Annotated in this window: 11 protein-coding genes and 2 pseudogenes; 10 read left to right on the top strand and 3 right to left on the bottom strand. The window is 38.3% G+C overall.

What is annotated here, in order from left to right:
- The first annotated feature begins 87 nt into the window (after positions 1–87).
- The 3 genes and pseudogenes from DESOR_RS29560 to DESOR_RS26220 all read left to right on the top strand — a co-directional run.
- Complete coding sequence (locus tag DESOR_RS29560) at positions 88–258, top strand: hypothetical protein (protein WP_158309073.1); 171 nt, start codon at positions 88–90, stop codon at positions 256–258.
- A gap of 95 nt (positions 259–353) precedes the next feature.
- Positions 354–791 (top strand): annotated as a pseudogene (locus tag DESOR_RS31105) (PAS domain S-box protein); the annotation flags it as partial.
- Between the two features lie 21 nt (positions 792–812).
- Positions 813–1,877, top strand: a pseudogene (locus DESOR_RS26220) (HD-GYP domain-containing protein); the annotation flags it as partial.
- Between the two features lie 97 nt (positions 1,878–1,974).
- Here the strand turns inward: DESOR_RS26220 and DESOR_RS26215 are convergent.
- Entirely contained in the window at positions 1,975–2,439 is a 465-nt protein-coding gene (locus DESOR_RS26215) for a DUF4231 domain-containing protein (protein WP_014187624.1), read from the bottom strand.
- 240 nt (positions 2,440–2,679) lie between these two features.
- Between DESOR_RS26215 and DESOR_RS26210 the strand changes: the two genes are divergently transcribed.
- Positions 2,680–2,958, top strand: a complete 279-nt coding sequence (locus DESOR_RS26210) for a hypothetical protein (protein WP_014187623.1) — start codon at positions 2,680–2,682, stop codon at positions 2,956–2,958.
- Here DESOR_RS26210 and DESOR_RS26205 read toward each other — a convergent pair.
- Positions 2,937–3,368, bottom strand: a complete 432-nt coding sequence (locus DESOR_RS26205) for a toll/interleukin-1 receptor domain-containing protein (RefSeq protein ID WP_014187622.1) — start codon at positions 3,366–3,368, stop codon at positions 2,937–2,939. The two genes, DESOR_RS26210 and DESOR_RS26205, sit on opposite strands and share 22 nt — an antisense overlap.
- A gap of 330 nt (positions 3,369–3,698) precedes the next feature.
- On the opposite strand from DESOR_RS26205, the gene DESOR_RS26200 reads away from it, so the two are divergent.
- The 6 genes from DESOR_RS26200 (at position 3,699) to DESOR_RS26175 (ending at position 11,005) form a co-directional block, all read left to right on the top strand.
- Positions 3,699–5,420: a sensor histidine kinase gene (locus DESOR_RS26200; RefSeq protein ID WP_014187621.1), complete on the top strand. Its 1,722-nt coding sequence runs from the start codon at positions 3,699–3,701 to the stop codon at positions 5,418–5,420.
- Between the two features lie 9 nt (positions 5,421–5,429).
- Positions 5,430–6,224 carry a response regulator transcription factor gene (locus DESOR_RS26195; RefSeq protein ID WP_014187620.1) on the top strand — a complete coding sequence of 265 codons (795 nt, stop codon included), beginning with the start codon at positions 5,430–5,432 and terminating at the stop codon, positions 6,222–6,224.
- Between the two features lie 172 nt (positions 6,225–6,396).
- Positions 6,397–7,419, top strand: a complete 1,023-nt coding sequence (locus DESOR_RS26190; protein ID WP_014187619.1) for a BMP family protein — start codon at positions 6,397–6,399, stop codon at positions 7,417–7,419.
- 91 nt (positions 7,420–7,510) lie between these two features.
- On the top strand, positions 7,511–9,040 hold the full coding sequence (locus tag DESOR_RS26185) for an ABC transporter ATP-binding protein (protein WP_014187618.1): 1,530 nt from the start codon (positions 7,511–7,513) through the stop codon (positions 9,038–9,040).
- A complete protein-coding gene (locus DESOR_RS26180) occupies positions 9,030–10,091 on the top strand; it encodes an ABC transporter permease (RefSeq protein WP_014187617.1) in 1,062 nt (353 codons plus the stop codon). Before DESOR_RS26185 ends, DESOR_RS26180 begins: the two co-directional genes overlap by 11 nt.
- Positions 10,088–11,005: an ABC transporter permease gene (locus DESOR_RS26175; RefSeq protein WP_202946172.1), complete on the top strand. Its 918-nt coding sequence runs from the start codon at positions 10,088–10,090 to the stop codon at positions 11,003–11,005. Before DESOR_RS26180 ends, DESOR_RS26175 begins: the two co-directional genes overlap by 4 nt.
- Positions 11,006–11,161: 156 nt before the next feature.
- On the opposite strand, the gene DESOR_RS26170 is transcribed toward DESOR_RS26175, so the two are convergent.
- On the bottom strand, positions 11,162–11,839 hold the full coding sequence (locus DESOR_RS26170; protein WP_014187615.1) for a hypothetical protein: 678 nt from the start codon (positions 11,837–11,839) through the stop codon (positions 11,162–11,164).
- Positions 11,840–11,845: the final 6 nt, after the last annotated feature.

The following is an 11,845-nucleotide window of genomic DNA, read 5'->3' as shown; positions in this document are numbered from 1 at the left end:
TGGCGATGCTTTTTATGTTATATCACCATTTCATCGAAAGATGCGCCCTTCTTTGGAAAGTTTGAGGCACAGCCTCGGTATTACAATATGAGCATTGAAGAAAATTATATAGAGGCGCAAGGAGGCATGAAAACTTTCTCCTACTTTTGCATAGGCCTTGGTTGTGGGATGTTTGGTCACGGTTTGGGGTATGGTTCTATTTTCTTAGATTATTTTCGCGAAATAAAAAGGAATATAAAGTATAGTAGCGAAATTTGATGTTGAATCTTGGTTTAATTCGATTTTTAATTCTATTTGCTTAGGAAGATTCAATAAATTAACAGTATTGGCTCTCTAAATATGGAGGATGAAATATGAGGAAAAGAAGAACAAGCCAAAATAGTCGTGGACGAGACAAGGATAGGTTAGATAACTTATCTGCTGCACAAAAAGAGAACGTAATTAAACAACAGTACATAGATGAACTACTTGTGCCTGGCATCAGGACAGAAGCAAGTTTCAAACAGCTATTTGAAAATATGATGGATGGTTTCTCCTATCATAAGATGCTCTATGATTGTGAAGGAAAACCGGTTGATTATGTGTTTTTAGAGGTAAATACTGCATTTGAAGAACAAACAGGCTTGAAGAAAGAAAACCTTATTGGAAAAAGAGTTCTTGAGGTGTTGCCCAACACAGAAGGTTATTGGCTAGAAGTTTATGGGAGAGTTGCTCTGACAGGAGTTCCGGAAAGATTCGAAAACTATTCACAGGAACTCGGTAAATGGTATGCCGTAAGTGTTTATTCCCCGGAGACAAATTATTTTGCTGTTATTTCAAGGGATATCACTGATCCCAAAAAAAGGGAAGATGAATATCGCTATTTGAGTTATCATGACCCTTTAACAGGACTTTATAATAGAAGATTCTTAGAAGAAGAAATAAAACGATTAGACACTGAAACAAATCTTCCGATTTCTATCATCATGGGAGATGTAAATAGGCTGAAACTTGTTAATGATGCTTTTGGTCATGACATAGGGGATGAACTTTTACATAAAGCGGCAGTTGCTATTCGAAGTTTCTGCAGACCAGAGGATATAGTTGCTCGCTGGGGCGGGGATGAATTTGTGATCGTTCTGCCAAACACTAATAGTAAAGAAGTAATAGAAATTATTAATGAAATTAAAAACCGATACTCAAATGAAAATTTTAACTCATTAAGTGGGAGCATCTCCTTTGGCTGGGAGACCAAAAGAAGTGCTGATGAAGATATACTAAAGGTTTTAAAAAATGCCGAGGATTATATGTACAAACATAAAATTATTGAAAATGTTGGCATGAGAGCTGATGCAATAAAAACAATTATCAATACTCTTCATGAAAAAAACTCAAGGGAAGAACTGCACTCTCAAAGAGTCAGTGAATTATGTCAAAAAATAGGTAAAGCTTTAGGCCTTTCCGAAATTAAAGTTTGTAAACTTAAAGTGATTGGGCTCCTACATGATATTGGTAAAATTGCAATTGATGAAAGCATACTTAATAAACCTGGGAAACTTACAGAGCAGGAGCGGAATGAAATAAAACGCCATCCGGATATCGGCTATAGAATATTAAGTTCTACGAGTGAAATGTTAGAACTAGCTGATTGTATATTAACCCATCATGAAAGATGGGATGGAACTGGTTATCCCAGAGGCTTAAAAGGTGAGGCTATCCCTGCTAAAGCAAGAATACTTGCGCTTGCTGACACTTATGATGCGATGACCAGCCAACGACCTTATCGAAAGGCTTTTAATAAAGAGGAAGCTATAGCGGAAATTATGAAAAATGCCGGTACGCAGTTTGATCCTGAATTGGCAAGAGTGTTCGTTGAAAAAGTGTTAGTATCGTTTTAACGTGCTTTTTCTAATAGAGGCAGTCTTTTTCAAATACAAGAATTTTTTTAAAAACCCAAGGGTTGGGACAATGACTCGCTGAATAAATGGATGACTGTTATTGTTCTTTGCAGGAGCTTTTCGATTCATATGCTTTTTTTGTCATGTTGTGGAGCCATCTGGTATTTTCTTTAGACATTAAATCTTCGACTCTTTGGACAAATAGTGGGAGTGCATTATCTGAGTTATAGATGTTAACTCGGGCAAGAAAAAGAAACTTCTCCCGTTTTAAGGATTCTGCCGTTGTTCTGAACTCCAGCCAATTCTCCTGGAATCGATACAAAGCCAGGAGGCTGCTTATAATAGTGATTGATATACCTAAAATACCTACAATAACTTTAATAGAGCTAAAACCGGAAGAAACAAAAGTAACAAGAAAGGGAATTAAAGCTGCGAAGACAATTTCAATGGTTTTTAGAAGTTTGTACATTCTTTGATTCCGTTTACTCATAGTCGAATACCAATGTATCTGCTCATTCACCCTGTCTTGTATGTATTTCTCCGATTTAATGGTATTGTCCATGACAACCCTTCCTCTGAAATTAAAATAAGTAAACCCGTAAATTTAAACCTTATTCCTTATTAAGCCTATTTAGAGGATGAATTTTAAATATTGTTAAGTAAAGAACTAGCTATTAATAATAAAGCTAGTTCTTTACTTATGTACTGGAGTCACTCATATATAAAGCATGACATAAAATGAATAAAGTTCATTGGTTTAAAGTTTTAGAAAACCAGAAATAATAAGAGTGAGGTGAAAAATATGGCCAAATATGTCAAAAAACCTATACCAGTTGAGGCTGTTGAGTATACATTTGGGTTAGAAGACGGATTTGATGATTTTGAAGTAGCCATTAAATCCGGATTAGTTATAAATGGTTATGAAAACCCCGTTGAAACGGGAAAAGTCCCCTTTATTAAAACTTTGGAAGGTAAGCATTATATTAGCAAAGGGGATTACATTATTACCGGAATCGAGGGGGAACGGTATCCCTGTAAAAAGAACATTTTTTTAAAAACTTACATGTTGCTTAGTTCGTGAATGACTTCCTCTTCAATGATTTTCGCTGCACTTTTCATAGAAGTGGGGCGAAAAACATTTTGTTGTTTAATATATTCATGTATTCTCAGATCAGAACTATCAATTGTATCATCTATTATTAAAGGGAAGATTTTTTTAATGTTCCCTGGTTTGCATTGACACAGTCTTATCGCTTCGGAAATTTCCCTTTGCACATATTTACTCTCCAGAGAACTATCCGACAATAAAACAACAAAAAAATCTATTTCAGATAATAATTTAAGGAAGAAGTCTTCCTTTTTGTTCTTTTCCGGCAAAGTTTTCTGATAATAGATTAGTTCGCAGTAATTCTTTAAAGAGTTTAAGTTTTCTATAAGATTGTACAGTTTTTCTTTATCTTTATGACTATAGGCGAAAAATATACCAAGCATATTAAACCCCCAGCAATATGAAGTCAGTAAATCCTATTAGAAAGGATAAGCATTTATACCATATATCAATGGGTTATTATGCCAAAGAGAAACAAGTTTGTGGAAAACTTTCGCGCTTCCAAATTCGTCAGCGCAGACGAATTTGGAATAAACGCTAATTACATAAATAACCTGATACGCCATGTGCATCCGGATTTTTGGCAGTGTACTCGTGATTAGCTCTTCGGTTTGCCTTATTACAAGTTTAAGCTCTAAATTCAATAGCATAAAAAGGGTATTGCAAAAAAATAGAGAATTTTTACCCTAAAATTCTATTTGAAGGAAAGAACTATGAAAAAGAAAAGTTTGATTTTCCAGTTATTCGTTGCTCTGTTTATTATTCTTCAGTGTCTGATTACCTTTTTGGGTTTTTTGACTTATAAGTATGCGGAATCAGTCATTCAAAAAGAAGTTATTCAACTTAATTCCAATATGCTTCAGCAGATTGCCATCAGAATCAATCAGGAATTAAAGGATGTAGAAGTATTAGCCAGCCGCATTGCCTATGATACGAGTATTATTGATTCGCTTAAAAAAAGCTCAGGCGGAGAGAGTGTCAACAAGGATCAGATTCAGAAAATCGAAGGAATTATGGCTGGTTACATCTGGTCCTATCGAAGTACGGCGATGCTCATCGACGGGCATTTAATCGATAATCGCGGCAATAACTACTCGACCTCGTATTCCATGTCATCCAATCAGGATGCCGATTTAGATACCTATGCCAAATCACTGGAAGCTGGTAAAGATAGTATCATTCTTCCCATGAAGTCTTACGAAAAAGCTACAGGAGGATATAATTATTATTTCCAATTAGTTAGAAAAGTTGAAGCTTATATTTCAAAACAAACTTATGGTTTGTTATTATTGAACGTAAATGAGAAGTTATTGTGTGATAATTATATCCGTTTAACCAATGAGGAAAAAGATTTCTTTATTGTGGACCAGAATGGGGTGATTATTTCTCATAAGGATAAAAATAAAATCAACAAAAAACTAAATAACTTTAATAAGACAAATGACCTAAATAATTTGAATAACTATTATTTAAATGAGGATAAGCTTTTTATATTTCAACCAATAAGTGATTACGGTTGGTACATTGTAGAGTCCGTTTCGTTACAGAGTGCTATGCTGCCTCTAAAAAAAGTAGAGCTGTTTTTAATAACCTTTGGGCTCTTATGCATCATACTTACAGCTGGAGTACTTAATGTTGTAGCTAAAAAAATAGCCAAACCTTTAGATTTACTGGCCGGCAAAATGACAGAATTTAATAAAGGTAACCTCTCCATTCAAATTCCGGATAGTAACTACAAAGAGTTTTCCGAGATTTCCATTACGTTTAATGAGCTGATTCAGCGCGTGAATTATCTTCTTGAAGAAAATATTAACAATGAACGTCAAAAACGATTACTGGAGCTTGATTTTTTACAAGCTCAAATCAACCCCCATTTTATTTATAATACCTTAAGCTCCATCCGTTTTTATGTTGAAATGGGAAAAAATACAGAAGCAGAAGAGATGCTTTATCATTTTTCCAAGCTCTTGCGCAGGGTGCTGTCCCGTGGGGAGGAATTTATCCAGTTAAAAGATGAAATTAAACATTTGGAAGACTATATAGCCCTGCAAAAGATGAGATATGCCAAGGCTTTTACCGTGGTATTTTTACTGGAAGAAGCCACCTTAAATGCCCTGATTCCTTCATTTATTCTCCAGCCCATTATCGAAAATGCCATTTTTTATGGCCTCCAGGCTAATAGACTGATAGAAATTAAAGTAGAAGCTCAATTAGATAATAATGATTTATATATAACTATTTCCGACAACGGAATCGGAATAAGTCCGGAGGAAATCAACGAAATCTTTAATAAAGAGGTTCAAATGAACAAAGTGGGAATTTTAAATGTTCATGAACGAATTAAAATTCTTTGTGGAGTTGGTTATGGTCTGACCATTAAAGAGAATCAACCCCAGGGAAGTAAAATTGTACTTAAATTACGGTACTATGCTTAGGGAGGAATTATGTTAAGAATAATTATTGCCGATGATGAGCTGCCGATTCGGGAGTGGCTGAACTATTGTTTGAAGGATAAAAAAATCAGTTTAGAGATCGTTGGAACTGTGGCAGATGGTTTACAAGCCTATGAGCTTGCTGTAAAAGAGAAGCCTGATGTCGTAATTTTGGATATCCGGATGCCCAAAATGGATGGGATTACGGCGATGAAAAACATTCAAAAAGTACTGCCTGAGACGGAATTTGTTATTCTGACGAATTACGCTGATTTTTCCTACGCAAAACAAGCCATTAGCTGTGGTGCTAAGGAATATATCTTAAAATCCGAATTAAGAAGCTCTGAATTAATTGAGATCCTGGCGAAAATTGAGAAGGATCGCTATACCCAACAGGACAGACAAAGAATCGCTGACCAAATGGAACAGGCGAGAAGTAAAACCCTGACCGAGTATTCCGGCAATTCTATTGATAACAATAAATTTATCAAAATGGCTTTAAATTATATTCATGAGCATTTTAATGATAGCATTTCCCTGGCGGAGGTTGCCAGTCAAGTGTATCGATCCCCTGAGTATTTCAGCCGGTTATTTAAGGAGGTAACAGGGGAGAACTTCAGCATTTACCTGATTAATTACCGGCTAACCCAGGCTAAGAAACTCTTGACCGAAACAACTTTAAAAATAACGGATATATCTTATCGGGTAGGCTATCAGAATCCCAGCTATTTTTCCAGACTTTACAAGAAGTATATGGGAATTACCCCTGAGGATGAGAGAAGAAAAAACTGGAATAAAGCAAAATAGTGCAAAATATCAAACAAAGGATAGTGACTGGCTGGTTGTATCAAAATAGTGCTAAAAACTCGACATGACTGTTACTATCCTATCAGAGTATTTTTGTTAAAATAGGTCTAAGATTGAAGGGCCTGTACCAATCTTTTTTGCGAGGTAACAGATTATATGGGGAGGTAGGAGAATGTTTAAGAAAAGATTTAAATTGATAGCGGCTGTTTTAACTGTGGTAATGCTGGTTTTCATGACAGGATGCAGCAAAACAGCAGATTCTTCAGACAAGAAAAATGCGGGCGATTACAAAATGGTTCTTATTCTACCTGGGCCTATTAACGATCAAAGCTGGAATGCAACCAACTACGCCGGGCTGGTCAAATCCAATGAAACTCTGGGCACAAAAATGGAATACGTCGAAAACGTACAAGCTGCCGATTATGAGTCTACGTTTAGAAATTATGCAGAGCGTGGTTATGATTTAATTATGGCGGCAGGTACCCAATTTGATGAGGCAGCCAATAAGGTTGCTCCTAACTATCCCAAAACAACCTTTTGTGTAGTCAATGGCATGGTTAGTAAAGGTGCCAATGTGGCTCCGATTTTCCCAAAGGAATATGAGGCTAGTTATATAGCTGCTTTAATGGCAGGGGAAGTCAGCAAAAACGGTCAATTTGCCACAATTGGCGGTTTCCCCAATAAGGCTATGGAACATTTGCTGGATGTCTATGAAACGGTCGCTGTTGACGCTGCTAAAGAGCGCGGCATAGCCGGTGCAAAAGCAGTCCGTGCTTATGCCAACAGCTGGGATGATGTAGCTTTAGGCAAACAAATGGCCGATACCATGATTGACAACGGTGCTGATGTGATGTTTGTTTATGCAAATCAGGTTGGCTTAGGGGCTATTCAGGCTGCCAAGGAAAAAGGGGTTAAGTTTATCGGTTTCTCCGGAGACCAGACAACCATTGATCCCAATACCGTTGTAGGGTCTGTTGTCTTTGATTTTGAAACGTTCTATGTTTGGGCTGTTCAAAAATTCCTTGATGGAAGCTTAGATGGCAATAAAGTACATGAAGCGGGAATTGCCGAAAATATCTTCAAGCCGGTATATACAGACAATATTGGCAAGGATATTCAGGATAAAGTGGCAGCAGGCATGGAGAAAGTTAAAAAAGGTGAAATTGATTTAACCACAATGTTTAAAGATAAATAAAATTATTGAGTTGAAGGTTTATTTGAATAAAAACAGTTAAAATTAGCGGTTCCGAAAGGTACCGCTAATTTTCTAAATAGGTGGTGGGATTATGGAAACCGTATTTTTTGAACTTAGAGGGATCAGTAAATATTTCGCTAAGGTTGTTGCTAATAAAGATGTATCCTTTTCCATTCAAAGAGGTGAGGTGTTAGCTTTATTAGGAGAAAATGGCGCAGGCAAAAGCACGATTATGAAAATCCTTTACGGACTATATAAGGCGGATGAAGGGAAACTATTCAAGGATGGGAAAGAGGTGAAAATTCATTCTCCCAAGGAGGCTATGGAACTGGGAATCTCCATGATCCAGCAGCATTTTTCCCTGGTACCCGCCCATACTGTGACAGAAAATATTATTTTGGGTAATGTGCATGGAAGGATTGATCAGAAACGCTTCCAGGAAGAAATTAAAAAGCTGTCTGAGCTTTATGGCTTTGATCTGGATCCTAATGACTATATTCGTGACTTGGCCGTTGGTGTTCAACAAAAAGTAGAAATTCTAAAAGCCCTCTATCAAAAAGCCAATCTTTTGATTATGGATGAGCCCACGGCAGTTCTTACCCCTCAGGAAGCAGAAAAACTTATGGAATTTGTCAGAGACTTTACCGCCCAAGGGAATTCGGTGATTTTTATCACCCACAAGTTAAAAGAAGTAATGAGTGTTGCCGACCGGATTATTGTCATGAGGTCAGGAAAGGTTTATGGTGATTTGAAAAAGGAAGAGACGAATGAGATAGAATTATCCAAATTGATGATAGGCAAAGATTTAAATTGGGTAACCAAAGATGATCAGCAGGAAGTCAAACAGGAAGTGCGGCTGGAAACACAAGGTGTTACGGTCAAGGATAAGAGTGGAATCAATGTCCTGGAAAATATCTCTTTGACAGTCCGCAAGGGAGAAATTCTTGGAATTGCCGGTGTCAGCGGGAATGGACAAAAGGAACTCTGTGAAGTAGTATGTGGTGCCCTGCTGCCTGCCAGCGGGAGAATTTTCCTCGATGGAGAGGATATTACGGAAAAAGGCATAAGAGCAAGGATAGACTTGGGAATTGGCTATGTTCCTGCTGACAGAAGCAAGGACGGAATGATTATGGAGATGTCCATTGCCGAGAATATGATGCTTAAGAGCAGTTACGCTAAAAAATGGAACAACTACGGATTTATTAACCAAAAGGCGCTTAATCAATATACAGCCCAAGAAATTGAAGAGTATGCCATCAAGGCTCCTTCAGGGGAGACCATTGTCCGGGGCTTATCTGGGGGCAACCAACAGAAAGTGATTTTGGCGAGGGAAGTAGATAATGGCGAAAAGGTAATCGTCTTTGATCAACCGACAAGAGGGTTGGATTTAGGTGCGGTGAACCACATTCATCAAGTCATTCTTAAAGAACGCGATAAAGGAAAAAGTATTGTATTAGTATCAACGGAGCTGTCGGAGATTTTTGCTCTTTCCGATCGAATTGCTGTTTTGTATAAGGGCCAAATACAAGGGGTATTTAAACGCACTGAGCTTACCACAGAAAAAATTGGTCTTTTAATGGCTGGATTCAGGGAAGGAGAGGTGAGCAATAATGCCTGCTAAACTAAGAGATTTATTGATTACCAACATTCTGGCGATTGTTTTAGGAATAGTCTTTAGTGGCTTGATGCTTCTTTTTCTTGGTAAAAATCCCTTGAATGCCTATGGGGTATTAATCACCTCAGTAGTCCGTGACGGCTATACCTTTGCTGACATATTTGTAAAAGCAACGCCTTTAATGTTCACGGCCTTGGCTTTTGCCTTTACCTTCAAGGCGAATCTATTTAATATTGGAGCCCAAGGGCAGTTTTATATTGGAGCGGTTATTGCAGCTGCCAGCTCTTTGTTTTTTCAGAACCTCTTGCCGGGCTGGTTAGTACTCATTGTTACTTTCCTGCTGACCATTGCCGGCAGTGGAATCTGGGGGGCATTTGTCGGCTTTGTAAAAGCCAGGTACAATTCCAATGAATTCTTAGTTAGCATGATGTCAACCTATGTGGCTTTGGCAATTATGAATTATCTGCTGCGGACATTTTTAATGGAAGGGAAAGGGGAATACCCTCAAACAGATGCTTTGGCCGCTTTTGTCTGGCTGCCGCGAATCATCCCCGGTACGAGATTGCATTTGGGTTTTGTTTTGGCAGTGCTGGCTTGCCTTGGTGTTTGGGTTTTGCTCTATAAGACTCCCTTAGGGTATCGCATCCGGGCCGTAGGTTATAATGCCGGGGCTGCGGAGATGTCCGGAATTAATGGCAAGAGACTCTATATCCTGGCGTTTTTTATCAGTGGAGCCTTAGCCGGACTTGCCGGATTTACGGAAGTAAACGGTGTACAACATATGCTGGTTCAGGGATTTAATACGGACATTGGGGCAGCCGGCATTGGTATTGCAATTTTAGCCAATGGCAACCCCATAGGTATTATTTTTGCTTCTATTTTATTTGGCGCACTGAAGGTTGGCGGTACCATCATGGGCCAGATGTCAGGGATACCATCCAGTATTATTGAATTGATGCAAGGCTTTGTGATGGTATTTGTCATTATTGCCTATTTTATCAGAGCCCGTTTAGAAAATAGCCGGGAAAAACGAAAGCTACAAAAGGCGGTGGTATGATGATCAACTTGTTAAGCAGAACAATCATGATGGGGACGCCATTGCTCTTTGGGGCTATAGCAGAAGTAATAGCAGAAAGAACAGGTATGATGGTAACGGCCATTGAAGGTATCTTTTTAATGGGGGCTTGGGCCGGCTTTGTTGGCGGGTACTTAAGCGGCAGTTTGACATTGGGATTTTTATCCGCCATGGTTGCCGGCTTTTTGGTGGCAGGCTTGTATGGATGGATTACAATCTACTTAAAGCAGCACCAAGTAGTCACAGGGGTGGCTGTTAATATTTTGGTCGTGGGTCTTTGTTCATTTTTGTACCGTGTTATTTTTGGAGTTCCAATAACTCCCTTAACCGTTAATCCTTTAACAACTATACCAATTCCTCTGCTTTCAGACATTCCCTTAATTGGGCCCATATTCTTTAATCAAAATATCTTAACCTACGCAATTTATTTTCTGGCCCCCCTATCCTATTACATGCTGTATAAAACCTCTCTTGGCTTAACCATACGGTCTGCCGGTGAGAATCCGGAAGCGGTGGATGTTGCTGGAATCAATGTTCTCACCGTTCGCTTTCTTACAGTACTTTTCGCAGGTCTTATGGGTGGAGTTGCAGGTGCCTTTTATTCCATTGGTTTTTTGGGTATGTTTACCACGAACATTATCGGCGGTCGTGGTTGGATTGCTTTTGCCATTTGCTTTTTAGGAAATTGGAATCCCAAGGGAGCGGTTATTGGTACCTTAGCTTTTGGATTTGCAGAAGCAATTGCTGTTTATATGCAGTCCATTGGCAGCAATGCTTTATTCCCCAATGAAGTTTTTATTGCCATGCCCTATATTATGACAATCGTTTTAACCGTTTCCAGAAAATCATTTAATGTACCGGCTAAATTAGGAGTTTCTTATTTAAAAGAAAATTAGGTAATACTTACGCCTGTTTAGTTAGAAATGAAAAAACTTTAAAATGGAACCTATCTAGAAGCACTTGAAGAAGAAATCCCCACAGGAAATTGACCTGTGGGGATTAGCGTATCTTATGCAATATTCACCTTCGAAATTCGATCATCCTCATACATATTAACTGACTAGCGAGGTTTTTTCGTAATTAGCAGGTAGCTCAAACATGATGTCAGGTACAGTGTTACTTATTTCGATGATATTCATAACCATTGTCTGTCCTTGAGATTCGAAGGCAATTTTAACTAACTTTTTACCGTCGAAATAGTATTTGAGGAAACCATCAGTTGTGGAATACTTCTCAAAGGTTAGGCCATCTTCGACTCCACTATTCATATAGGTAAGTCCGTCAGTTTCAATTTCATTATTCTGGGCATCTTCCTCAGCATGGCCCTGTGGCATTTCAAGGATTGTTTTTTGGGAATGATCAATCATATAGGTTTTATCATCTTTGGAAATAATCGTGGTTTTCATCCCATTAGCTATACTGGTTATTGCTGAGTTGTCTCCAGCCACAGCTACGGTTGCCTCGATCTCCATAGACTGCCCTTCAAATTTTGAGGTCATTTTGTACTTCATTATATATTTATTGTTCCTCATCATATCGGCATAGACAGTGGAAAGCTTTGCTCCTAAATTTTCAGAGTCTGCGGGGGAGGTTTCTAAAGATGTCTCACTTTGGTTGTTTTGTGAACTAGGCGAGGGTGATGATTGTGCCGGCTGGGAGGATTTCCTGCAGCCTATGGTGAATAAAACTAATAGTAGAACAATTAAAAGATAGGAATTTAGTTTTCTCATACATAA

Source organism: Desulfosporosinus orientis DSM 765, from assembly GCF_000235605.1.
In the GTDB taxonomy this organism is placed as follows: Bacteria; Bacillota; Desulfitobacteriia; order Desulfitobacteriales; family Desulfitobacteriaceae; genus Desulfosporosinus; species Desulfosporosinus orientis.
This window is presented reverse-complemented; position numbering and strand designations above follow the sequence as displayed.

What these genes read in the sequence shown, in the direction of transcription:
- DESOR_RS29560 (WP_158309073.1), top strand. Translation starts at nt 88, where the DNA reads ATGAGCATTGAAGAAAATTATATAGAGGCGCAAGGAGGCATGAAAACT.
- DESOR_RS26215 (WP_014187624.1), bottom strand. Translation starts at nt 2,439, where the DNA reads ATGGACAATACCATTAAATCGGAGAAATACATACAAGACAGGGTGAAT.
- DESOR_RS26210 (WP_014187623.1), top strand. Translation starts at nt 2,680, where the DNA reads ATGGCCAAATATGTCAAAAAACCTATACCAGTTGAGGCTGTTGAGTAT.
- DESOR_RS26205 (WP_014187622.1), bottom strand. Translation starts at nt 3,368, where the DNA reads ATGCTTGGTATATTTTTCGCCTATAGTCATAAAGATAAAGAAAAACTG.
- DESOR_RS26200 (WP_014187621.1), top strand. Translation starts at nt 3,699, where the DNA reads ATGAAAAAGAAAAGTTTGATTTTCCAGTTATTCGTTGCTCTGTTTATT.
- DESOR_RS26195 (WP_014187620.1), top strand. Translation starts at nt 5,430, where the DNA reads ATGTTAAGAATAATTATTGCCGATGATGAGCTGCCGATTCGGGAGTGG.
- DESOR_RS26190 (WP_014187619.1), top strand. Translation starts at nt 6,397, where the DNA reads ATGTTTAAGAAAAGATTTAAATTGATAGCGGCTGTTTTAACTGTGGTA.
- DESOR_RS26185 (WP_014187618.1), top strand. Translation starts at nt 7,511, where the DNA reads ATGGAAACCGTATTTTTTGAACTTAGAGGGATCAGTAAATATTTCGCT.
- DESOR_RS26180 (WP_014187617.1), top strand. Translation starts at nt 9,030, where the DNA reads ATGCCTGCTAAACTAAGAGATTTATTGATTACCAACATTCTGGCGATT.
- DESOR_RS26175 (WP_202946172.1), top strand. Translation starts at nt 10,088, where the DNA reads ATGATGATCAACTTGTTAAGCAGAACAATCATGATGGGGACGCCATTG.
- DESOR_RS26170 (WP_014187615.1), bottom strand. Translation starts at nt 11,839, where the DNA reads ATGAGAAAACTAAATTCCTATCTTTTAATTGTTCTACTATTAGTTTTA.